18 protein-coding genes are annotated in these 21510 nt (G+C 72.4%); 9 read left to right on the top strand and 9 right to left on the bottom strand.

Going from position 1 to position 21510, the window contains the following annotated elements; all coding sequences use genetic code 11:
- Positions 1–20: 20 nt before the first annotated feature.
- Positions 21–932, bottom strand: coding sequence for a LysR substrate-binding domain-containing protein (locus ACFXMG_RS32365; protein WP_383829239.1), 912 nt, complete (start codon positions 930–932; stop codon positions 21–23).
- 101 nt (positions 933–1033) lie between these two features.
- Here ACFXMG_RS32365 and ACFXMG_RS32370 point away from each other — a divergent pair, with 101 nt between their 5' ends.
- Entirely contained in the window at positions 1034–1975 is a 942-nt protein-coding gene (locus ACFXMG_RS32370) for an EamA family transporter (protein ID WP_383829207.1), read from the top strand.
- Positions 1972–2538 carry an AAA family ATPase gene (locus ACFXMG_RS32375; RefSeq protein WP_383829204.1) on the top strand — a complete coding sequence of 189 codons (567 nt, stop codon included), beginning with the start codon at positions 1972–1974 and terminating at the stop codon, positions 2536–2538. Before ACFXMG_RS32370 ends, ACFXMG_RS32375 begins: the two co-directional genes overlap by 4 nt.
- Positions 2539–2627: 89 nt before the next feature.
- Here ACFXMG_RS32375 and ACFXMG_RS32380 read toward each other — a convergent pair whose 3' ends face one another.
- Positions 2628–3674, bottom strand: a complete 1047-nt coding sequence (locus ACFXMG_RS32380) for a LacI family DNA-binding transcriptional regulator (RefSeq protein WP_383829201.1) — start codon at positions 3672–3674, stop codon at positions 2628–2630.
- A 222-nt stretch (positions 3675–3896) separates the two neighbouring features.
- On the opposite strand from ACFXMG_RS32380, the gene ACFXMG_RS32385 reads away from it, so the two are divergent.
- A complete protein-coding gene (locus tag ACFXMG_RS32385) occupies positions 3897–5048 on the top strand; it encodes a Gfo/Idh/MocA family protein (protein ID WP_383829198.1) in 1152 nt (383 codons plus the stop codon).
- A 50-nt stretch (positions 5049–5098) separates the two neighbouring features.
- Here the strand turns inward: ACFXMG_RS32385 and ACFXMG_RS32390 are convergent, their stop codons facing one another.
- Positions 5099–6301 carry an RNA-guided endonuclease InsQ/TnpB family protein gene (locus ACFXMG_RS32390; RefSeq protein ID WP_383829195.1) on the bottom strand — a complete coding sequence of 401 codons (1203 nt, stop codon included), beginning with the start codon at positions 6299–6301 and terminating at the stop codon, positions 5099–5101.
- Positions 6302–6445: 144 nt separating this feature from the next.
- On the opposite strand from ACFXMG_RS32390, the gene ACFXMG_RS32395 reads away from it, so the two are divergent.
- Complete coding sequence (locus ACFXMG_RS32395) at positions 6446–7600, top strand: dihydrodipicolinate synthase family protein (protein ID WP_383829192.1); 1155 nt, start codon at positions 6446–6448, stop codon at positions 7598–7600.
- Positions 7601–7626: 26 nt separating this feature from the next.
- Positions 7627–8400: a sugar phosphate isomerase/epimerase family protein gene (locus ACFXMG_RS32400; protein ID WP_383829236.1), complete on the top strand. Its 774-nt coding sequence runs from the start codon at positions 7627–7629 to the stop codon at positions 8398–8400.
- 115 nt (positions 8401–8515) lie between these two features.
- Here ACFXMG_RS32400 and ACFXMG_RS32405 read toward each other — a convergent pair whose 3' ends face one another.
- On the bottom strand, positions 8516–8980 hold the full coding sequence (locus ACFXMG_RS32405; RefSeq protein WP_383829189.1) for a DUF937 domain-containing protein: 465 nt from the start codon (positions 8978–8980) through the stop codon (positions 8516–8518).
- 114 nt (positions 8981–9094) lie between these two features.
- On the opposite strand from ACFXMG_RS32405, the gene ACFXMG_RS32410 reads away from it, so the two are divergent.
- Together ACFXMG_RS32410 and ACFXMG_RS32415 are read left to right on the top strand one after the other, a co-directional pair.
- Positions 9095–11326, top strand: coding sequence for an ATP-dependent RecD-like DNA helicase (locus ACFXMG_RS32410; protein ID WP_383829186.1), 2232 nt, complete (start codon positions 9095–9097; stop codon positions 11324–11326).
- 178 nt (positions 11327–11504) lie between these two features.
- Entirely contained in the window at positions 11505–12794 is a 1290-nt protein-coding gene (locus ACFXMG_RS32415; RefSeq protein WP_383829183.1) for a citrate synthase, read from the top strand.
- 381 nt (positions 12795–13175) lie between these two features.
- On the opposite strand, the gene ACFXMG_RS32420 is transcribed toward ACFXMG_RS32415, so the two are convergent.
- The 3 genes from ACFXMG_RS32420 to ACFXMG_RS32430 form a co-directional block, all read right to left on the bottom strand.
- Entirely contained in the window at positions 13176–15380 is a 2205-nt protein-coding gene (locus ACFXMG_RS32420) for a heavy metal translocating P-type ATPase (RefSeq protein WP_384119951.1), read from the bottom strand.
- 85 nt (positions 15381–15465) lie between these two features.
- Positions 15466–15690, bottom strand: a complete 225-nt coding sequence (locus tag ACFXMG_RS32425; RefSeq protein ID WP_383830252.1) for a heavy-metal-associated domain-containing protein — start codon at positions 15688–15690, stop codon at positions 15466–15468.
- A 48-nt stretch (positions 15691–15738) separates the two neighbouring features.
- Positions 15739–16692 carry a PrsW family intramembrane metalloprotease gene (locus ACFXMG_RS32430; protein ID WP_383830249.1) on the bottom strand — a complete coding sequence of 318 codons (954 nt, stop codon included), beginning with the start codon at positions 16690–16692 and terminating at the stop codon, positions 15739–15741.
- Positions 16693–16756: 64 nt separating this feature from the next.
- On the opposite strand from ACFXMG_RS32430, the gene ACFXMG_RS32435 reads away from it, so the two are divergent.
- Positions 16757–17965 carry a cation:proton antiporter gene (locus tag ACFXMG_RS32435; protein WP_383830246.1) on the top strand — a complete coding sequence of 403 codons (1209 nt, stop codon included), beginning with the start codon at positions 16757–16759 and terminating at the stop codon, positions 17963–17965.
- Here the strand turns inward: ACFXMG_RS32435 and ACFXMG_RS32440 are convergent.
- Positions 17943–18665: a TetR/AcrR family transcriptional regulator gene (locus ACFXMG_RS32440; RefSeq protein ID WP_383830243.1), complete on the bottom strand. Its 723-nt coding sequence runs from the start codon at positions 18663–18665 to the stop codon at positions 17943–17945. The genes ACFXMG_RS32435 and ACFXMG_RS32440 overlap by 23 nt on opposite strands.
- Positions 18666–18830: 165 nt before the next feature.
- Here ACFXMG_RS32440 and ACFXMG_RS32445 point away from each other — a divergent pair, with 165 nt between their 5' ends.
- Positions 18831–21068 carry an MMPL family transporter gene (locus ACFXMG_RS32445; protein ID WP_383830240.1) on the top strand — a complete coding sequence of 746 codons (2238 nt, stop codon included), beginning with the start codon at positions 18831–18833 and terminating at the stop codon, positions 21066–21068.
- A 76-nt stretch (positions 21069–21144) separates the two neighbouring features.
- Here ACFXMG_RS32445 and ACFXMG_RS32450 read toward each other — a convergent pair whose 3' ends face one another.
- On the bottom strand, positions 21145–21342 hold the full coding sequence (locus ACFXMG_RS32450; RefSeq protein WP_383830237.1) for a helix-turn-helix transcriptional regulator: 198 nt from the start codon (positions 21340–21342) through the stop codon (positions 21145–21147).
- Between the last annotated feature and the right edge of the window lie 168 nt (positions 21343–21510).

Consider the following 21510-nt stretch of genomic DNA (forward strand, 5'->3'; position numbering starts at 1 on the left):
GAAGTGAGGTCCGTCCCGGTTCAGGCGGCCGACGCGATCGAGGGCCACAGTTCCTGGAGCGTACGGACCGTCTCCCGGATCGCCGGGCGCCGCGCCGCGCCCGCCCGCCACAGCGCGTGCAGCCGCCGCGTCGGCGCCGGGTCGAGCCGCAGCGGCGCCACCTCGGGCGGCAGCCCGCCGCGCCCGAGCCGGGGGACGAGCGCGATGCCGAGACCGGCCGCGACCAGCGCGACTTGCGTGTGGTTCTCCTCCGCCTGATGGACGATCAGCGGCTCCACGCCGGTCGACCGCAGCGTCCGTTCCAGCCAGTCGTGGCAGACCGTCCCCGGCGGCTGCGAGATCCACCGCTCGTCCGCCAGCTCCTCCCGCCGCACCGCCGTGCGCGCCGCCAGCGGATGGTCCCGGTGCACCAGGATGTCGCAGCCGTCGTCGCCGATCACCGCCTGCTCCACCCCGGGCGGCGCGGGCAGCGGCGCGATGTCCCAGTCGTGCGCCACCGCCAGGTCGAGCACCCCGCGCGCCACCAGGTCCACCGACAGGTGCGGGTCCACCTCGGTCAGCCGGGCGTCCAGATCGGGATGGCGCAGGGCCAGGTCCGCGAGCACCCGGGGCATGAGACCGCGCGCGGCGGACGGGAAGCAGCCGATCGAGAGCCGCCCGGCGGGCAGCCCGCGCCGCTCCTCCAGCCGCACCTCCGCCTCCTCCACGAGGGAGAGCAACTGCCGCGCGGTGGCGGCCAGTTGGCGGGCCTCGTCGGTGAGGCGGACGCCGCGTCCGCTCCGTTCGAGCAGGGTCGTACGGGTCTCCCGCTCCAGCTTCGCGATCTGCTGGGAGACCGCCGACGGGGTGTAGCCGAGGGCCGTCGCGGCGGCGCCGACGCTGCCGTGGACGGAGACGGCGTGCAGGGCGCGCAGCCGGCCGAGGTCGAGCACGGGAACCTCCGAGAGGCAGGTCCGGATGTAGCGGTGCTTCATCCAACCATGAAGGAATCCGTGCTGGTGCTACACGGTCACGGGCGGTCATGCTCGCTTCCATGCGCCCCGCACACATCGCCCTCGCCGCGCTCGTCGCCGCGGTCTGGGGGGTCAACTTCGTCGTCATCGAGATCGGCCTCGACCACTTCCCCCCGCTGCTCTTCTCCGCCCTCCGCTTCCTCGTCGCCGCGCTCCCCGCGGTCTTCCTCGTCGGCCGCCCCAAGGTCGCCTGGAAGTGGATCGTCGCCGTCGGACTCGCCCTGGGCGTAGCCAAGTTCGGGCTCCTCTTCACCGGCATGGACCTCGGCGCCCCCGCCGGGCTCTCCTCCCTCGTGCTCCAGGTGCAGGCCGTCTTCACCGCCCTCTTCGCCTTCGCCGCGCTCGGCGAGCGGCCCGCCGGGACCGCCGTCCTCGGCATGGCCGTCGCCCTCGCGGGCATCGGCGTCGCCGCCGTCGACGAGGGCACCTCCGGGCCCGTCACCGGCTTCGTCCTGGTCGTCGCGGCGGCCGCCTGCTGGGGCGTCTCCAACGTCCTCACCCGCAAGGCCGCCCCGCCCGACCCGCTCAACTGGATGGTCTGGGTCAGCACCGTGCCCGTCCTGCCGCTGCTGGCCCTCTCCCTCCTCCTGGAGGGCCCCGAGCGGGACCTGGCCGCGCTGCGCGCCCTCGACTGGACCGGCGCCGGCGTCATCCTGTACGTCGCCTGGATCACCACCGTCTTCGGCTTCGGCGCCTGGGGCTGGCTGCTGCGCCGTCACCCCGCCTCCTCCGTCGCGCCCTTCTCCCTCCTCGTCCCCGTCTTCGGCATGTCCTCGGCCGCGCTCTTCCTGGGCGAGTCGGTGAGCCCGCTGCGCTGGGTGGCGGCGGCGCTGCTCGTCGGCGGCGTGGCGCTGGCGTCGCTGACCCCCGGACGGACCGCGACGGCCCCGAAATCCCTGGTGCGGGAGGCGCCCGTCCCCGTATCGTCCGGGGGTCCCACCGGCGAGGAAAGGCCCGCATGACCTTCGAGAACGTGACCGTCGACGCCCCCGTCCCCGCGCCCGGCGCGCTGCTCCTCGCGGGCATCCCCGGCAGCGGCAAGTCGACCGTCTCGGCCGCCCTCGCGGCCCGCTTCGCCCGCGCCGCGCACATCGAGGTCGACCACCTCCAGGAGTTGATCGTCAGCGGCGGCCACTGGCCCACCCCCGACGGCGACCCGGAGGCGGACCGCCAGATCCTCCTGCGCGCCCGCAACGCCTGCCTCCTGGCGGGCAGCCTCGCCGCCGCCGGCTTCCTCCCGGTCCTGGACGACGTCGTGGTCCGCCGCTCCCACCTGGACTTCTACCGGTCCCAGATGGGCACGGTCCCCCTCCACGTGGTGATCCTCGCCCCCGGCCCCGCCACGGCATGGGAGCGCAACAACGCCCGCCACAAGCGCCTCACCACCAACTGGGCCTTCCTGGACGAGGCCATGCGCGCCGAACTCCCCGACCAGGCCGTCTGGATCGACAACGCCACCCAGACGATCGACGAGACGGTCGAAGCGATCCTGACGGCGACGGGCCTGGACCCCGCCGCCGCGTGACTCAGTCCTCGGCGCGCGGAAACCCGTCGGTCTCCACGACGATCTCGCGCCCTTCGAGGGTCTCGAAGTCGTCACCACGGTAGTGGCGTCTACCCCCGCGGCGCCGCCGTCGAGTCGCGTACGACCAGCTCGCCCGGGACCTGTTCCGTGCCGTCGGCCGGGGCCTCCTCCGTGGCCATCGCCAGGCGTCCGGCGCGTACCCCCGACTCGTGGAGCGGGAGCCGTACGGTCGTCAGTGCCGGGACCGCGTCGACCGAGAAGGGGAGGTCGTCGAAGCCGGCCACCGAGACGTCGCCGGGGATCGACAGGCCGCGTTCCCGCAGGGCCGCGCAGACGCCCAGGGCCACCGTGTCGTTGGCGGCGACGATCGCCGTGAGGTGCGGGTCGCGGGCGAGGAGTTCCGCGACGGCCGCGTGGCCGGCGGCGCGGTCGTACGGGCCGTGGACGGTCGGGCCCTCGGGGACGCCCGCCGCCGCGAGGGCCTCCCGGTGGCCCTCCAGGCGGTGCCGGGTGGTGGTGCGGTCGGCCGGGCCCGCGACGTAACCGATCCGCGTGTGGCCGAGGCCGAGCAGGTGGCGCGTGAGCACGCGGCCCCCGGCGCGGTTGTCGAAGACGAGCGCGGCAGTGTGCGCGTCCCCGGGCACCGGCGGGCGCCCGCACAGCACGACCCGGGTCCCGGCCTCGGCCATCCGGGCCAGCTTGGCGGCGGTCGCGGCCAGGTGCTCCGGGTCCTCCAGCGAGCCGCCCATGAGGATCACGGCGGCGGCGCGCTGCCGCTGGAGCAGCGTGAGGTAGGTGAGCTCGCGCTCGGGGGAGCCGCCGGTGTTGCAGACGACGGCCAGCTTCTCGCCGCCCGCCCGCCCCGACGCGCCCTCGCCGATCGCGCTCTGCGCCGCGCTCGCCATGATCCCGAAGAAGGGGTCGGCGATGTCGTTGACCAGCACCCCGACCAGGTCGGAGGTGGCGGCGGCGAGCGAGCTGGCGGGCCCGTTCAGGACGTAGTCCAGCTCCTCGACGGCCTTGAGGACCCGCTCCCGCGTCGAGGCGGCCACCGGGTAGTTGCCGTTGAGGACGCGGGAGACGGTCGCGGGGGAGACCCGGGCGCGGGCGGCCACGTCCGACAGGGTGACGGTCATCGCGTGCGTACCTCCGACATTCGCGTGCGTACCTCCGGCGATCACGTGTGTGCCTCCAAGGCCGAAGGTGCTGGGCCCTTGTCCGGCGTGATGTCGGCAGGCTAGCGTCATCCGCGACAGAAAGCGCTTTCTATCGTCGCGCCGGAAGCGCTTTCTGTCATGCCTTCACGCAGTGATCGCAGTCGAACGAGGGCGTACGCCCGCCGGGGAGAGGAACATTCCGTGACACGCAGGACAGTCCGCATCGCCATGAACGGCGTCACGGGGCGCATGGGCTACCGCCAGCACCTCGTCCGCTCGATCCTCGCCCTCCGCGAGCAGGGCGGCCTCGACCTCGGGAACGGCGAGGTCATCTGGCCCGAACCGGTCCTCGTCGGCCGCCGCGAGCACGCCCTGCGCGCCCTCGCCGAGAACCACGGCCTGACCGAGTGGTCCACCGACCTCGACGCCGTCCTCGCCGACGACACGATCGACGTCTACTTCGACGCCCAGGTCACCTCGGCCCGCGTCGGCGCCCTCACCCAGGCGATCGCGGCCGGCAAGCACATCTACACCGAGAAGCCCACCGCCGCCGACTTCGCCGGCGCCCTCGACCTCGCCCGCCTCGCCGCCGAGAGGGGCATCAAGCACGGCGTCGTCCAGGACAAGCTCTTCCTCCCCGGCCTGCTGAAGCTCAAGCGGCTCATCGACGGCGGCTTCTTCAGCGAGATCCTCTCCGTGCGCGGCGAGTTCGGCTACTGGGTCTTCGAGGGCGACTGGCAGGAGGCCCAGCGCCCCAGCTGGAACTACCGCTCCGAGGACGGCGGCGGCATCGTCGTCGACATGTTCCCGCACTGGGAGTACGTGCTCCACGAGCTCTTCGGCCGGGTCACCTCCGTCTCCGCCGAGATCGCCACCCACGTCCCCCGCCGCTGGGACGAGGAGGGCAAGCCGTACGAGGCGACCGCCGACGACGCCGCCTACGGCACCTTCCACCTGGAGGGCGGCGCCATCGCCCAGATCAACTCCTCCTGGGCGGTCCGAGTGAACCGCGACGAGCTCGTCGAGTTCCAGGTCGACGGCACCGAGGGCTCCGCCGTCGCCGGCCTGCGCAACTGCCGCGTCCAGCACCGCGGCCTCACCCCGAAGCCGGTCTGGAACCCCGACATCCCCGCCACCTACTCCTTCCGCGACCAGTGGCAGGAGGTCCCCGACAACGCCGAGTTCGACAACGGCTTCAAGGCCCAGTGGGAGCTCTTCCTCCGCCACGTCGTCCTCGACGAGCCGTACCACTGGGACCTCCTCGCCGGCGCCCGCGGCGTCCAGCTCGCCGAGCTGGGCCTGAGGTCCGCCGCCGAGGGCCGCCGCCTCGACGTCCCCGAGGTGTCCCTTTGAAACCTCCCCTCCCTGACGGGAGGGGATTCCTGGCTCACTTTGCCTGTCCGTCAGCGACGGACAGGTCTTACAAGATCAGCACCAGCCGGGGCGAGACCAGCCCGGACGAGCATCACGTGTGCGGAGTTCTTGTCCCTGGGGGACACGGCTCCGCACGCGGTGCACGTATACGTTCTTTCGGAGAGGGGGAGTGCGTGCTTGGCTCTCGCTCCGCACTGTGCGCAGTCCTTCGTGGTGTGCGCGGGGTGGACCAGGTGCACGGTGCGTCCGTGCTTGCGCGCCATCTCTATCAGCGCGGTCTTGGTCGCGCCGATCGCGGCGTCGGCCGCTTGGCGGGCCATGGTGGTCTTCGCGAGGAACTTCGGCTTGAAGTCCTCCACCGCGAGCTGGTCGAAGTCGCGGACGACGGTCTTGGCCCACTTGCGGCCGGCGTCCTGACGCTGCCGGGCGATCTTCTTGGACACCTTCGCGGCGGCCTTGCGGGCCCTGCGGTATCCGGAGGTGTCGGGCCGGTTCTTCGGCGTCGCCCTGCGGGCCATCATCCGCTGATAGCGGGCGAGTTTCTGCGCGGCGCTCTTTCCGTGCCGGACGTGGGGCAGGTCGTGGGCATCGGAGGTGGTGGTGGCGGTCTCCCGCACACCCCAGTCGACGCCGATCGACCGGCCGGTCTCCGGCAGGGGCTTGGTCTCGCCAGCGACGACGAACGAGCAGTACCAGTGCCCGAGGTTGTCCTGGTACACCCGCACACTGGACGGCGCCGAAGGCAGATCTCGCGACCACACGACCGTCAGCACGATTCCGCCCGCCAGGTGCAGACGCCCGTCCTTGATCCGGAAACCCCGCCGCGTGTAGTTCAGGGTGGGCAGTGCCTCGCGTTTGCGCTTGGCGCGGGGCATCCCGGCCCTCTGGCGCACAGGCAGCTTCGCCTTGATGTCCTTCAACGCCTTGGCCCGGGACGTGGCGAAGTCCCGGACGATCTGCTGCTGCGGAACCGACGAACCCTCCCGCAGCCACACCATCGACCGCCGCGCCCCGGTCAGCATCCTGTCCAGCTGAGCCGGACCACACGCGATCTTCTCCGCGACGGCCTTACCCAGGGCGTGGACCTTGCGTGACACCGCCACGCACTCGTTCCACACCCACCTGCACCGCACCCACTCCACCTCAAGACCAACGCGAGCGGCCGACGACACACGTAACCGGAAGGTGTACCGGGCGTGCCCGGCCACCGTCTCGGCCACTGTCGTCGTCATGTCCTGGAAGCTAACACCCGCCACTGACAACGGAAGAGAGCGCAGGTCAGAACAGATGAGTAGAGAACTCCAGTGCCTGGCTCCCCTGGAGCGAGGATCCATTACTTCCCGACGTGAAGAACCCGGCATCCTGGGAGAATTCAAGTGACCCTCCACCTCCCCGCCCCCGGCGGCGGCACGCGCGCGTACGCGCCCCGCGCCGAACCGCTCGCGCCCGCCGCGCCCGGCCCGCTGACCTCCCGCACGGTCTTCTCCGCCGCGCACGTCGTCGCCGACCCGTACGCCGACACCACCCCCGACGGCCCCGCCGCCGTCGACTGGGACGCCACCCTCGCCTTCCGCCGCCACCTGTGGTCCCACGGCCTCGGCGTCGCGGAGGCCATGGACACCGCCCAGCGCGGCATGGGCCTCGACTGGACGGGCGCCGCCGAACTGATCCGCCGCTCCGCCGCCGAGGCCAAGGCGTCCGGCGGCGCCATCGCCTGCGGTGTCGGCACCGACCAGCTCACCGGCCCTGCCTCCCTGCCGGAGATCCGGGCCGCCTACGAGGAGCAGCTCGCGGTCGTCGAGGAGTCCGGCGCCCAGGCCATCCTCATGGCCTCCCGCGCCCTCGCCGCCGCGGCCACAGGACCCGAGGACTACCTGGAGCTGTACGGCCACCTGCTGCGCCAGGCCGCGGAGCCCGTGATCCTCCACTGGCTGGGCCCCATGTTCGACCCGGCCCTGGAGGGCTACTGGGGCTCCGCCGACCTGGACGCGGCCACCGAGACCTTCCTGGAGGTCATCGCCGCCCACCCCGACAAGGTCGACGGCGTCAAGATCTCCCTCCTCGACGCGGGCCGCGAGGTCGCGCTCCGCCGCCGGCTCCCCGAGGGCGTCCGCTGCTACACCGGCGACGACTTCCACTACCCCGAGCTCATCGCGGGCGACGAGCAGGGCTTCAGCCACGCCCTGCTCGGCATCTTCGACCCCCTCGGCCCGCTGGCGGCCGAGGCGGTCAGGACCCTCGACACCGGCGACACCGCCGGCTTCCGCAAGCTCCTCGACCCGACGGTCGCGCTCTCCCGCCACCTCTTCGAGCCCCCGACCCGCTACTACAAGACGGGCGTGGTCCTCCTTGCCTGGCTCGCGGGCCATCAGGAGCACTTCACCATGGTCGGCGGCCTCCACTCGGCCCGCTCCCTGCCCCACCTGGCCCGCGCCTACGAACTCGCCGACGGCCTCGGGCTCTTCCCGGACCCGGCCCGCGCCGAGGCCCGCATGCGCGCCCTCCTGACCGTCCACGGAGTCCCGCAGTGAACCTCGACCGCTTCAGCATCAACCAGATGACGGTGAAGCAGCTGCCGCTGCCGCGCCTGGTGGAGGAGTGCGTCCGCCTCGGCGTCCCGGGCGTCGGCCTGTGGCGCGACCCGGTGAAGGAGTACGGGATCGAGGCCGCGGCCGCCCTCGTGCGGGACGCCGGGCTCGCCGTCACCACCCTCTGCCGGGGCGGGTTCTTCACCTCCGACGGCTGGGAGGCCGACAACCGGGCGGCGATCGACGAGGCGGCGGCGCTCGGCACCGACACCCTGGTCCTGGTCTCCGGCGGCCTGCCCGCCGGCAGCCGCGACCTGCCCGGGGCACGCGCGCGTATCGCCGACGCCATCGGTGTCCTCGCCCCCTACGCGGGCGCGCGCGGGGTCCGGCTCGCCATCGAACCCCTCCACCCCATGTACGCCTCCGACCGCTGCGCGATCTCCACCCTGGACCAGGCCCTGGACGTCGCCGAGCGCTTCCCGGCCGACCAGGTGGGCGTCACCGTCGACACGTACCACCTGTGGTGGGACGAGAACGCCCCGGCGGCCGTCGAACGCGCCGCGGCGACCGGCCGCGTCCACTCCTTCCAGCTCGCCGACTGGACGACCCCCCTCCCGGAGGGCGTCCTCAACGGCCGGGGGCAGCTCGGCGGCGGCGCGATCGACCTCACCTGGTGGGCCGGTCTGCTGGAACGGGTCGGCTACACAGGACCGGTGGAGGTCGAGCTCTTCAACGACGGGCTGTGGGCGAGGGACGGCGTCGAGGTCCTGGAGGAGACCCTGAACGCCTTCCTCAAGGTCTGAGTTCTCGGCCTTGTTCTTGTTTCCTCGCGTCTTCCGAGAGGGTGGGGGTCCCGTGTGCGGCGCGGATCCACACCGGGGCCGTCCGGCGCCGTGCGACGCCGGACGGCCCTCGCGGCTACTTCTTCCCGCCGCCCAGCAGGTCGCCCAGACCCCCGCCCTTCCTGCCCGCGGCGCGCTTCGTCAGGACCGCCAGCACCACCGGCACCAGGAGGTCGACCGCCCGGTTCACCGTGGCAGGGGGCAGGCCGGTGCGCTTGGCGACCGCGTTGGCGGCGGGCTTCGCCAGCTTGGCCAGGACGCCCGCCATCAGACCGCCCGCCGCGAGGCCGCCGAAGGAGGCGACGCCCTGGAGCGGCGGCTCCTCGGAGGTGACCTCGTCGACGGCCGCCTTGACCTCGTCCGCGCTGCCCGGTTCGGCCGCCGCCTGCCGCAGCTCGCCCGACAGCTCCGTGACCGAGCCGCCCACGAGGGTCCGCGCCCCGGCAGTGTCGGTGCCGGCGAGCGCGGCGATCTCCGCCAGACGGTCCTCGCCGAGTTCGGCCAGGACCTCGTCCTGGAAAGACTCACTGCTTTCACTCATGTCCGAAACGCTACGGTTCATCCTTCTGTTCGGCACCCCGGACCGGCAGTTGTCCACAGGGCAGTCGTCCACAGGCCCGCCCGCGCTGTCGGTGCACTTCGCTACGGTCGCCCCATGTCCAACGAGGGTCAGCCGCACCGCCCCGCCGTGGTCGAGGGGGTGCTGGAGAGGATCACGTACGCCAACGAGGAGAGCGGCTACACGGTCGCCCGGGTCGACACCGGCCGCGGCGCCGGTGACCTGCTCACCGTCGTCGGCGCGCTGCTCGGCGCCCAGCCGGGGGAGTCGCTGCGCATGGAGGGCCGCTGGGGCTCCCACCCGCAGTACGGCCGGCAGTTCCAGGTGGACAACTACACGACCGTGCTGCCCGCCACGATCCAGGGCATCCGCCGCTATCTCGGCTCCGGGCTGATCAAGGGCATCGGCCCCGTCTTCGCCGACCGCATCACGACCCACTTCGGCCTGGACACCCTCGACGTCCTGGAGGAGGACCCCGGCCGCCTCATCGAGGTCCCCGGACTCGGCCCCAAGCGGACCAGGAACATCGTCGGCGCCTGGGAGGAGCAGAAGGCGATCAAGGAGGTGATGGTCTTCCTCCAGACCGTCGGCGTCTCCACCTCCATCGCCGTCCGCATCTACAAGCAGTACGGCGACGCCTCCATCTCCGTCGTGCGGAACCAGCCCTACCGGCTCGCCGCCGACGTCTGGGGCATCGGCTTCCTCACCGCCGACCGGATCGCCCAGTCCGTCGGCATCCCGCACGACAGCCCCGACCGGGTGAAGGCCGGCCTCCAGTACGCCCTCTCGCAGTCCAGCGACCAGGGGCACTGCTTCCTCCCCGAGGAGCGGCTGATCGCCGACTCCGTGAAGCTGCTCCAGGTCGACACCGGGCTCGTCATCGAGTGCCTCGCCGAACTGGCCGACGACCCCGAAGGGGTCGTCCGGGAGCCGGTCCCCGGACCGGAGGGGGAGCCCGTCACCGCCGTCTACCTGATCCCCTTCCACCGGGCCGAGCTCTCCCTCGCCGGGCAGCTGCGCCGCCTGCTGCGCACCCCGGAGGACCGGATGCCGGCCTTCCGTGACGTGGCCTGGGACAAGGCGCTGGCCTGGCTCGCGGACCGTACGGGGGCCACCCTGGCGCCCGAGCAGGAGCAGGCCGTCCGGCTCGCCCTGACCGAGAAGGTCGCGGTACTGACCGGCGGCCCCGGCTGCGGCAAGTCCTTCACCGTCCGCTCCGTGGTGGAGCTGGCCCGGGCGAAGAAGGCCAAGGTGGTCCTCGCGGCGCCCACCGGCCGCGCGGCCAAGCGGCTGGCCGAGCTGACCGGCGCCGAGGCGTCCACCGTCCACCGGCTGCTCGAACTGAAGCCGGGCGGGGACGCGGCGTACGACCGGGACCGGCCGCTCGACGCCGACCTCGTCGTGGTCGACGAGGCGTCCATGCTCGACCTGCTCCTCGCGAACAAGCTGGTCAAGGCGGTGGCGCCGGGCGCCCACCTGCTGCTGGTGGGGGACGTGGACCAGCTGCCGTCGGTCGGCGCCGGCGAGGTCCTGGGCGATCTCCTGGCCCCCGGCAGCCCGGTCCCCGCCGTCCGGCTGACCCGGATCTTCCGCCAGGCCCAGCAGTCCGGCGTCGTCACCAACGCGCATCTGATCAACGAGGGCACCCCGCCCAGGACCCAGGGCCTGCCGGACTTCTTCCTCTTCGCCGAGGAGGAGACGGAGGACGCGGCCCGGGTCGCCGTCGAGGTCGCCGCCCGGCGCATTCCGGCCAGGTTCGGCCTCGATCCGCGCCGGGACGTGCAGGTCCTGGCCCCCATGCACCGGGGCCCGGCCGGCGCGGGCGCGCTGAACGGGCTGCTCCAGCAGGCGATCACCCCGGCCCGCCCGGACCTCCCGGAGAAGCGCTTCGGCGGCCGGGTCTTCCGCGTCGGGGACAAGGTGACCCAGATCAGGAACAATTACGAGAAGGGGGCGAACGGGGTCTTCAACGGTACGGTCGGGGTGGTGACGGCGCTGGACCCCGTGGAGCAGCGCCTGACCGTCCGTACGGACGAGGACGAGGAGGTGGCGTACGGCTTCGACGAACTGGACGAGCTGTCCCACGCGTACGCGGTCACCATCCACCGTTCGCAGGGCAGCGAGTATCCGGCCGTGGTCATCCCGGTCACCATGAGCGCGTGGATGATGCTCCAGCGGAACCTGCTCTACACGGCCGTGACCCGGGCGCGGAAACTGGTCGTCCTGGTCGGCTCGCGGCGCGCGATCGCCCAGGCGGTGCGTACGGTCTCCGCCGGCCGGCGCTTTACCGCACTGGCCCACCGGCTCACAGGGGGTGCCCCCGTGTGAAAGATCACGGAGGACTACCGGAACCGGGGCGAAGGGGGCAGGATGAGCAGGTTGGCGGCACTGAGTGCCGCCGATTGGCCCAATGGCGACCCCGAGTGCACTCTCCTGAGCCAAGTGGGGGATGGTAGAGACAGTCAGGGCACCTCGAAGAAGAGGCACTACGTCGGTGAGGGATGACGTGAGCGACAACTCTGTAGTACTGCGGTACGCGGACGGTGAATACACCTACCCGGTGGTCGAGAGCACCGTCGGCGACCAGGGCTTCGACATCGGGAAGCTGCGAGCCCAGACCGGTCTGGTCACCCTGGACAGCGGATACGGCAACACCGCCGCCTATAAATCCGCGATCACCTACCTCGATGGTGAGCAGGGCATCCTGCGGTACCGCGGTTACCCCATCGAGCAGCTGGCCGAGCAGTCCACCTTCCTGGAGGTGGCCTACCTGCTGATCAACGGTGAGCTGCCGAAGGGGGACGAGCTCGCCACCTTCCAGACCGAGATCACCCAGCACACGCTGGTCCACGAGGACGTCAAGAACTTCTTCCGCGGCTTCCCGCGGGACGCCCACCCGATGGCGATGCTGTCCTCCGTCGTCTCCGCGCTGTCCACCTTCTACCAGGACAGCCACAACCCGTTCGACGAGACGCAGCGCCACCTGTCGACGATCCGGCTCCTCGCGAAGCTGCCGACGATCGCCGCGTACGCGTACAAGAAGTCGATCGGCCACCCGTTCGTCTACCCGCGCAACGACCTCGGCTACGTCGAGAACTTCCTGCGCATGACGTTCTCCGTGCCGGCCCAGGAGTACGAGCTCGACCCGGTCGTCGTCTCGGCGCTCGACAAGCTCCTCATCCTGCACGCGGACCACGAGCAGAACTGTTCGACCTCCACCGTGCGTCTGGTCGGTTCCTCGCAGGCGAACATGTTCGCCTCGATCTCGGCCGGCATCTCCGCCCTGTGGGGCCCGCTGCACGGCGGCGCCAACCAGTCGGTGCTGGAGATGCTGGAGGGCATCAAGGCCAACGGCGGCGATGTCGACTCCTTCATCCGCAAGGTGAAGAACAAGGAGGACGGCGTCCGCCTGATGGGCTTCGGCCACCGGGTGTACAAGTCCTTCGACCCGCGCGCCAAGATCATCAAGGCGGCGGCGCACGACGTCCTCTCGGCCCTCGGCAAGTCCGACGAGCTGCTGGACATCGCGCTCAAGCTGGAGGAGCACGCGCTCTCCGACGAGTACTTCGTCTCGCGCAACCTCTACCCGAACGTGGACTTCTACACGGGCCTCATCTACCGCGCGATGGGCTTCCCGACCGAGATGTTCACCGTGCTCTTCGCGCTCGGCCGGCTGCCCGGCTGGATCGCCCAGTGGCACGAGATGATCAAGGAGCCCGGCTCCCGCATCGGCCGTCCGCGCCAGATCTACACCGGTGAGGTCCTCCGCGACTTCGTCCCGGTCGAGGAGCGCTGAGCCGGCCCCGCACAGGCCGGCTGAGAGGCCCGGGCCTCCGGCCCGCAGGACATACAGAAGCGCCCCGCTCTCCGATCCCCCCACGGGTCGGCGAGCGGGGCGCTTCCCATATCCCCGGTGCGGATTCCCCCCACGGGATCCGGGCCGGGCGTCCGGTGCGCGGTCTGCCGGGGTACGTACGGGAGGGCCGCTCAAAGCTCCCCGTGCACGTGCCCCGGCCGCGCTTGCCTGTCGGGACGTCCCCCAAGACCTCCCGACGAACGTCCCCCAAGACGTTCTGGCATCGCCCACTTAGACTCGCGAACAGCCCAGATGGTTACCCCCCAATATCTGTGATCTAGGTCTCTTTGTGAAGGACTTGTGCGTCACGTGTAGGTGAAATCAACGGAACCGCCGCAGGCGCAGGCTGTTGGTGACCACGAAGACGGACGAGAACGCCATGGCCAGGCCCGCGATCATCGGGTTGAGGAGTCCGGCCGCGGCGAGCGGCAGCGCCGCCACGTTGTAGCCGAAGGCCCACGCCAGATTCCCCTTGATCGTCGTCAGGGTCCGCCGGGAGAGCCGGATCGCGTCGGCGGCGACCCGCAGGTCGCCCCGGACGAGGGTGAGGTCGCTCGCCTCGATCGCCGCGTCCGTCCCGGTGCCCATCGCGAGCCCCAGATCGGCGGTGGCGAGCGCCGCCGCGTCGTTCACGCCGTCGCCGACCATGGCGACCGTACGGCCCTCCTCCTGGAGCCGCCGGACCACCCCGGCCTTCTCCTCGGGGAGCACCTCGGCGATCACCTCGTCGATGCCGACCTCGGCGGCGACGGACTCCGCGACGGCCCGGTGGTCGCCGGTGAGGAGGACCGGCCGCAGTCCGAGCGCGCGGAGCCGGGCGACGGCCTCGGCGCTGGTGTCCTTGACGGCGTCGGCGACGGTGAGGGAGCCGCGGAGGACCCCGTCCCAGGCGACGAGCACGGCCCCGGCGGCCGCGTCCTGTGGCACCGGCACGTCCTCGGCGGCGAGCAGCGCGGCCCGGCCGGCGAGGACGAGGTGTCCGTCGACGGAGCCGCGGACACCGAGTCCGGGTACGTTCTCGAAGCCCTTGGGGACGGGCAGCTCGCCGACGGCGAGGCCGAGCCGCTCGGCGGCGCCCGCGGCGACGGCCCGGGCCACGGGGTGCTCGGAGGAGTGCTCCAGGGCCCCGGCGAGCCGCAGCAGCTCGTCCGCGTCGACCCCGGCGGCGGGGTGGACACCGGTGAGGGTCATCCGGCCGGTGGTGACGGTGCCGGTCTTGTCGAGGACGACGGTGTCGACGCGGCGGGTGGACTCCAGGACCTCGGGGCCCTTGATGAGGATGCCGAGCTGGGCGCCGCGTCCGGTGCCGACGAGCAGCGCGGTCGGCGTGGCGAGGCCGAGGGCGCAGGGGCAGGCGATGATCAGGACGGCGACGGCGGCGGTGAACGCGGCGGTCGCGCCGGCGCCGGAGCCGAGCCAGAAGCCGAGGGTGGCGAGGGCGATGACCAGGACGACGGGGACGAAGACGGCGGAGACCCGGTCGGCGAGCCGCTGCACCTCGGCCTTGCCGCTCTGCGCCTCCTCGACGAGCTTCGCCATCCGGGCGAGCCGCGTGTCGGCGCCGACCCGCCCGGCCCGGACGACGAGGCGGCCGGAGACGTTGACGCAGCCGCCGGTGACGGCGGAGCCGGTGGTGACGTCGATGGGCAGGGACTCGCCGGTGAGCAGGGAGGCGTCGACGGCGGAGGCGCCCTCGGTGACGGTGCCGTCGGTGGCGATCTTCTCCCCGGGGCGTACGACGAAGAGCTCGCCGGTGCGCAGGTCGGCGACCGGCACCCGTACCTCGTGTCCGTCCCTGAGGACGGCCACGTCCTTGGCGCCGAGCTCCATCAGGGCCCGCAGGGCGGCGCCGGCCTTCCGCTTGGCGCGGGCCTCCAGGTAGCGGCCGAGCAGGATGAAGGTGACGACGCCGGCGGCGACCTCCAGGTAGATCGCGGAGGCGCCGTCGGCGCGGTCGGCGGTGAGGTCGAAGCCGTGGCGCATGCCGGGCATGCCGGCGTCGCCGAGGAAGAGGGCCCAGAGGGACCAGCCGTAGGCGGCGAGGGTGCCGACCGAGACGAGGGTGTCCATGGTGGCCGCGCCGTGCCGGAGGTTGGTCCAGGCGGCGCGGTGGAAGGGGAGGCCGCCCCAGACGACGACGGGGGAGGCGAGGGTGAGGGAGAGCCACTGCCAGTGGTCGAACTGGAGGGCGGGGACCATGGCGAGCAGGACGACGGGGGCGGCGAGGACGGCGGAGACCGTCAGCCGCCGGCGCAGCGCGTCGAGCTCGGGGTCGGTCTCCGGCTCGTCCGCCGCCTCGGGTTCCGGCGGGGCGGGCTCCTCGGCGGTGTAGCCGGTCTTCACCACGGTCGCGATGAGCTCGTCGACGCCGATTCCGGGGGCGTGCTCGACGTGTGCCTTCTCGGTGGCGTAGTTGACGGTCGCGGTGACGCCGTCCATCCGGTTGAGCTTCTTCTCGACGCGGGCCGCGCAGGAGGCGCAGGTCATCCCGCCGATGGTCAGCTCGGTGACGGTGGTGGTGGTCATGTGCGGTTCCAAAGGGGAGCAGGGCCGTACCAGGTAACGGTACGGCCCTGCGGCGGCTGTGCGACGGGCGGTCGGACCGGTTCGGTCAGACCAGCTCGTAGCCGGCCTCGTCGACGGCGGCGGCGACGGCCTCGCGGTCGAGCGGGGCGGCGGAGACCACGGTGACCTCGCCGGTCTTGGCGACGGCGGTGACGGAGGAGACGCCGGGGATCGCGGAGATCTCGCCGGAGACGGCGCCCTCGCAGTGGCCGCAGGTCATGCCCTTGACCTGGTAGACGGTGGTGCGTTCGGTCTGCGTCTCGGCGGCCATGGGGTTCTCCTCTTCGGTTCGGGGTCTGACACGGCCGATGCTATACCCCTAGGGGGTATAAATTCCACTCGTGTCCGGTTCGCGCCGTGTCAGCGATCTCAGCCACGCCAGTCCCACCAGTGTCACCAGTACCAGACCGCCCACCGAGAAGAGGGTGAACAGGTGCTCCTGCTGGGACGTCGGCTGCGGGAGGTACCCCTGCGCGAAGAGCGAGCGGTCCAGGTCCGTCGTGGTCAGCTGGAGCACCAGCCAGAGCGCGATCCCGTGCATCGAGTCCCAGAGCGCGTGCAGCGCCGCCACCCCCAGATACGTGCCGATGACCGGGCCCGCGAGGCGGAAGCGGCCGTCGGGGCGGCGGAAGGAGAGGAGCACCGCGCCCGCGATCGCCGTCCACAGGCCGTGCCCGAAGGGGGCGAGCACCCCGCGCAGGATCTCCGTCTCCAGCAGGGAGCGCAGGTCGATGCCGTCCATGGTGACGGCCGCGTTGAAGGCGTACCCCGCGCTCTCGAAGGCGGCGAAGCCGAAGCCGACCGTGCCGCCGAGGATCAGGCCGGCGCGCCGCCCGCGCAGGTACGGCCGGTGGCGGACGACGAACATCAGGGCGGCGAGCTTCACCGCCTCCTCGATCAGCCCGACCCCGACGAACATCCACAGCGACGGGTGGAGCAGGTAGTACTCCATGACCGAGGCGCCGAGGACGCCCAGGATGCCGCCGGTGACGAAGCAGCCGAGGATCACCGGCAGCCCGAGGTCGCGGCCGTGCCGCTCGTACGCCCACAGGACGAAGACGCCCGGGACCAGGAAGCTGCCCAGCAGGATCAGGGTGGGCAGCAGGGTGGTGTTGGCGGTGGCGTACGTGACCACCGCGGTCAGCGCCCACAGCGCCAGACCGCCCCACAGGCAGCGCTTCCACAGGCCGGGGCGCGGCCCGGCCTCCTCGGGCGGGGCCGGGGGAGGCGGGGGTGGGGGAGGGGTCTGGGGTGTGGGCCGGTACTCGTGCATCCGCGGGCCTCCAAGTCCCTCCGCCGACAGGGCATCTGACCGGAGCTTATGGTAGATACCCGATATGTCGCATTCGGGGACCACGCTTGTCCTGATCATGGTGATCGCCGTCCTGGCGCCCCTGCTGGCCTACTGGGTGGGGCGCCGCGTCCCCGTGCCGCTCGCCGTCTTCGAGATCCTCCTCGGCATCGTCATCGGCCCCGCCGTCCTCGGCTGGGCCCACTCCGACGAGCTGATCGACGGCCTCTCCGAGCTCGGCCTCACCATGCTGATCTTCCTGGCGGGGTACGAGATCGAGTTCGGCAAGGTCCGCGGCGACACCCTCAGGCGCTCGGTGTGGGCCTGGCTGGCCGCGCTCGCGCTCGGGCTCACCGCGGGCATCCTGCTCGGCGGCGGCTACTCCACCGGCGTCTTCATCGGCGTGGCCCTCACCAGCACCGCCCTGGGCACCGTCCTGCCCGTGCTGAGGGACTCCGGCGGGCTGCGCGGCCGCTTCGGCTCGGTCGTCATGGCCTTCGGCGCGGTCGGCGAGTTCGGGCCGATCATCGCCATGGCGCTGCTGCTCAGCGGGCGGACCGCCGCCCGGTCCACCGTGCTGCTCGCGATCTTCGCCGCGCTCACCGCGGCCGCCGTCTACTGGGCGCTGCGGCCCCGCCCGCCGTGGTTCGCCCAGGTCATCGCCAGGACCCTGCACACCAGCGGCCAGTTCGCGGTCCGCTTCGTCTTCCTGCTGCTCGCGCTGATGCTCGGGGCCTCGACGGCGCTCGGGCTCGACGTCCTCCTCGGCGCCTTCGCCGCCGGGCTCATCACCCGGCTGGTGCTCACCGGGGCCGCGCCGGAGGCCGGCCCGGCGATCCTGGAGAAGGTCGAGGGGGTCGGCTTCGGCTTCCTCGTGCCCGTCTTCTTCGTCGTCACCGGCCTCGAGTTCGACCTGGACTCGCTGCTCTCCGGCGGCCGGGCCCTGCTGCTCCTGCCGGTCTTCCTGGTGCTCTTCCTGGTGGTGCGCGGCGGCCCGATGTGGTTCCTCGCCCCGCGCGACCTCGACCGGAAGGACCGGGGCGCGCTGGTGCTGTACGGCTCCACCGCGCTGCCGCTCGTCGTCGCCATCACCACCATCGGCCTGGACGACGAGGCCCTGTCGGCGGGCGAGGCGGCGGCGCTGGTGGGCGCCGGGATGGTCTCCGTCCTGGTCTTCCCGCTGCTGGCGCTGCGGATGCGGTCGGGCCGGGACCGGCCGTCGGAGGAGGAGGTCAGCGGGTCGGAGGTGTGGTGACCTCGGCCTCCCCCGACTTCTTCTCCTCCTTCTCCCCCTTCCCCTCCGTCTCCTTCGTCTCCTCGGTCTCCTCCGTCTCCTCCTCGCCGAGGACCGGCGCCAGATAGCGGAGCATGACCTTCTTCAGCTCCGCGACGGCCGCGTCCCGGACGGGGCCCTCGGGGGCGGCGACGATCAGCGCGAGGCCGCCCTTGAAGACGGCGAAGGCCATGTCCGCGATCCGGTCCAGCTCGTCGGAGGGCAGGGGCGGGACGGCCCGCAGGCCGATCGTCTCGCGGACCTGGGTGAGCAGCGAGGCGTGCAGCTCGTCGTGCTCCTCGGCGATCCGGCCCGGCACCTCGGAGCCGTGCATCAGGGCGAGGAAGGCCGGGTTGACGCAGTTGAACTCGATCATCGGGTCGAGCACCGCGTCGATCAGTCGCGGCAGCGGCAGGGCCAGGTTGGCCGGGGTGAAGACCTGGCCGTGGGCCTCGCGCATCTCGTGGATGAGCCGGCCGCCGAGCTCGACGGCGATGGCCTCCTTGTTGGGGAAGTACTGGTAGAGCGTGCCCGGCGAGACCTTGGCCTCGCGGGCGATCGCGTTGGTGCTGGTGGCCGTGTAGCCGTTGGCGCAGAAGACGTCCGCGGCGGCCTGGAGCAGCTGGGCGATGCGGCGTTCGCCGCGGGCCTGACGGCGGCGCGGCTTGGGGTCCTCGGACATGTCTGTCCCCAGCCCTCCTCGATACACGTTGACAAACGCGAGAGGTCGCTCGCATTCTAGAAATACGCGAGCGATCACTCGTGTTTGCCAGTCTATGGCAATGGGCGGCCCCCGCGACCTGCCGGGAAGCGAGAGCGAGGGCCACGGTGAAGGGGACACCGCGTCATGTCCGAAGTCAAGAATCCGTCCGGTGGGGGGTGGACGCGGTTCGTGACCGCGCGGCCGCGGCTCACGCTGCTCGTGGCCCTCGTGCTCACCGCCCTCGCGGTCCTCGCCGGCGGCGGCGTCGCCGACCGGATGGGCAGCGGCGGCTGGGAGGACCCGGCCGCCGAGTCCACGTACGCCACCGAGGCGCTGGAGCGCGAGTTCCCCGGCTCCCAGCCCAACCTGCTGCTCCTCGTCGACGCCGGGAAGGCCGGGGTCGACGACCCCGCCGTGGCCGCGGAGGCCCGCCGGCTCACCGAGCGGCTCACCGCCGAGCCCGGCGTCGAGGGCGTCGGCTCCTACTGGACCACCGGCTCGCCCGCCCTCCGCTCCGAGGACGGCACCCAGGCCGTCGTCGCCGCCCGGATCGCCGGCGAGGAGAAGGCGGCCGGCGAGATCCTGGAGCGGATCGCCCCCGCTTACCGGGGCACCCAGGGGCCCGTCGAGGTCACCCTCGGCGGCGGCCTCGCCGTCCGCCACGAGATGCAGACGATCATCCAGGAGGACCTGCTCCGCGCCGAGCTGATCGCCCTGCCCCTCACCCTGGTCCTGCTCGTCATGGTCTTCGGCAGCGCCGTCGCCGCCCTCCTGCCGCTCGGCGTCGGCATCGTCGCCATCCTCGGCACCAACGCCGTGCTGCGCGGCATCACCGAGTTCACCGACGTCTCCGTCTTCGCGCAGAACCTCACCACCGCGCTCGGCCTCGGCCTCGCCATCGACTACGCGCTCTTCGTCGTCCGCCGCTACCGCGAGGAGCTCGCCGCCGGCGCCGAACCGTCCGCCGCCGTCCGCACCACCCTGCGCACCGCCGGGCGGACCGTGCTCTTCTCCGCCCTCACCGTCGCCGTCTCGCTCGCCGCCATGCTCGTCTTCCCGCAGTACTTCCTGCGCTCCTTCGCCTACGCGGGCATCGCCGTCGTCCTGCTCGCCGCGGCCGCCGCCCTCACCCTGCTCCCGGCCGCCCTGGTCCTCCTCGGCCACCGGGTCGACGCGCTCGACCTGCGCCGCCTGCTCCGGCGCCGCCGCGCCGCGAAGGACACCCCGGCGGGCACCGGCTGGTCCCGGACGGCCGGTCTGGTGATGCGCCGGGCCCCCGTCTTCGCCGTCCTCACCACCGCCGGCCTGGTCCTGCTCGGACTGCCCTTCCTCGGCGTGAAGTTCGGCACCGCCGACGACCGGCAGCTGCCCACCACCGCCACCTCCCGGATCGTCCAGGAGGAGCTGCGCGCCGGCTTCCCCGGCGACCCCGGCGGGGGCCTCACCGTCCTCGCCGAGGGCCCCGCCACCCCCGCCGAGTACGGCGCCTACCGCGAGAAGATCGCCGCCCTCGACGGCATCGTCCGCGTCGACGGCCCCGTCGTCTCCGGCACCGGCGCGGACGCCCACGCCTACTACAGCGTCGTCCCCGAGGGCCCCGCCGTCGGGGACGGGGCCCAGCGGGCCGTCGGCGAACTGCGCGCCGCCGACGCCCCCTTCGACACCTCCGTCACCGGACAGGCCGCCGTCCTCGTCGACTCCAAGAACGCCATCGGCGAGCGGCTGCCCTGGGCCGCGGGCATCGTCGTCCTCGTCACCCTGCTGCTGGTCTTCCTGCTCACCGGCAGCGCCCTCATCCCCGTCCAGGCCGTCGTGCTCAACGCCCTCAGCCTCACCGCGATGTTCGGCGCCGTCGTCTGGGTCTTCCAGGACGGGCACCTCTCCGGGCTCCTCGGCTTCACCGCCACCGGCGACATCGAGACCACCCTGCCGGTCCTCATGTTCTGCGTGGCCTTCGGCCTCTCCATGGACTACGGCGTCTTCCTGCTCTCCCGCATCAAGGAGGAGTACGACACCACCGGCGACCACGAGGGAGCCGTCCGCTTCGGCCTCGCCCGCACCGGCGGACTCATCACCGCCGCCGCCGTCATCCTCGCCGTCGTCATGGTCGCCATCGGCACCTCCCGGGTCACCAACACCAAGATGCTCGGCCTCGGCGTCGCCCTCGCCGTCGTCATGGACGCCATGGTGGTCCGCAGCCTCCTCGTCCCCTCCGTCATGAAGCTCACCGGCCGCCTCACCTGGTGGGCCCCCGGACCGCTGCGCCGCTTCCACGACCGCTTCGGCATCAGCGAGTCCGAGCCGCCCGCCACCCCCGCCGACGCCTCCTCCGCCGACGGCGACGCGGAGGAGATACGGGAGCCCGTCGGCAGCCGGGGCTGACCGGGCCGGGACACGCCGCGGCGCCGCCCCCGGGACTCCACCGGAGGACGGCGCCGCACGGGCCGGACGGACGGGATCAGTCGCGGCGCGCCCGGTTTCCCGGACGGCTCGCGACCCAGGCACGGACGGTGTCCGCGTACCAGAAGGGCTTGCCGGACTCCACGTGATCGGGGGCCGGAAGCAGCCCGTGCTTCCGGTAGGAGCGGACGGTGTCGGGCTGGACCCGGATGTGGGCGGCGATGTCCTTGTACGACCAGAGGCTTCTGTCCGTCATGCCTGTACCTCCCTCACGCCCCGTGCCGCGCAGCGGTGGCGGGGGTGCCGTTCGGGGGCGCTGCGGGCGGTGGCGTCGGTGATCACCGATCCTGTGCCCGGTGGGCGCCCCTTCCGGACGGCGAGAGGGCGGCTGTCGAAGGTCTGTGACGCGGAGCCCGCACAACCG

It is taken from the genome of Streptomyces sp. NPDC059201, from assembly GCF_042754585.1.
Lineage (GTDB): Bacteria > Actinomycetota > Actinomycetes > Streptomycetales > Streptomycetaceae > Streptomyces.

What these genes read in the sequence shown, in the direction of transcription:
- ACFXMG_RS32370 (WP_383829207.1), top strand. Translation starts at nt 1,034, where the DNA reads ATGCGCCCCGCACACATCGCCCTCGCCGCGCTCGTCGCCGCGGTCTGG.
- ACFXMG_RS32375 (WP_383829204.1), top strand. Translation starts at nt 1,972, where the DNA reads ATGACCTTCGAGAACGTGACCGTCGACGCCCCCGTCCCCGCGCCCGGC.
- ACFXMG_RS32380 (WP_383829201.1), bottom strand. Translation starts at nt 3,674, where the DNA reads ATGACCGTCACCCTGTCGGACGTGGCCGCCCGCGCCCGGGTCTCCCCC.
- ACFXMG_RS32390 (WP_383829195.1), bottom strand. Translation starts at nt 6,301, where the DNA reads ATGACGACGACAGTGGCCGAGACGGTGGCCGGGCACGCCCGGTACACC.
- ACFXMG_RS32400 (WP_383829236.1), top strand. Translation starts at nt 7,627, where the DNA reads ATGACGGTGAAGCAGCTGCCGCTGCCGCGCCTGGTGGAGGAGTGCGTC.
- ACFXMG_RS32405 (WP_383829189.1), bottom strand. Translation starts at nt 8,980, where the DNA reads ATGAGTGAAAGCAGTGAGTCTTTCCAGGACGAGGTCCTGGCCGAACTC.
- ACFXMG_RS32410 (WP_383829186.1), top strand. Translation starts at nt 9,095, where the DNA reads ATGTCCAACGAGGGTCAGCCGCACCGCCCCGCCGTGGTCGAGGGGGTG.
- ACFXMG_RS32420 (WP_384119951.1), bottom strand. Translation starts at nt 15,380, where the DNA reads ATGACCACCACCACCGTCACCGAGCTGACCATCGGCGGGATGACCTGC.
- ACFXMG_RS32425 (WP_383830252.1), bottom strand. Translation starts at nt 15,690, where the DNA reads ATGGCCGCCGAGACGCAGACCGAACGCACCACCGTCTACCAGGTCAAG.
- ACFXMG_RS32430 (WP_383830249.1), bottom strand. Translation starts at nt 16,692, where the DNA reads ATGCACGAGTACCGGCCCACACCCCAGACCCCTCCCCCACCCCCGCCT.
- ACFXMG_RS32435 (WP_383830246.1), top strand. Translation starts at nt 16,757, where the DNA reads ATGTCGCATTCGGGGACCACGCTTGTCCTGATCATGGTGATCGCCGTC.
- ACFXMG_RS32440 (WP_383830243.1), bottom strand. Translation starts at nt 18,665, where the DNA reads ATGTCCGAGGACCCCAAGCCGCGCCGCCGTCAGGCCCGCGGCGAACGC.
- ACFXMG_RS32445 (WP_383830240.1), top strand. Translation starts at nt 18,831, where the DNA reads ATGTCCGAAGTCAAGAATCCGTCCGGTGGGGGGTGGACGCGGTTCGTG.
- ACFXMG_RS32450 (WP_383830237.1), bottom strand. Translation starts at nt 21,342, where the DNA reads ATGACGGACAGAAGCCTCTGGTCGTACAAGGACATCGCCGCCCACATC.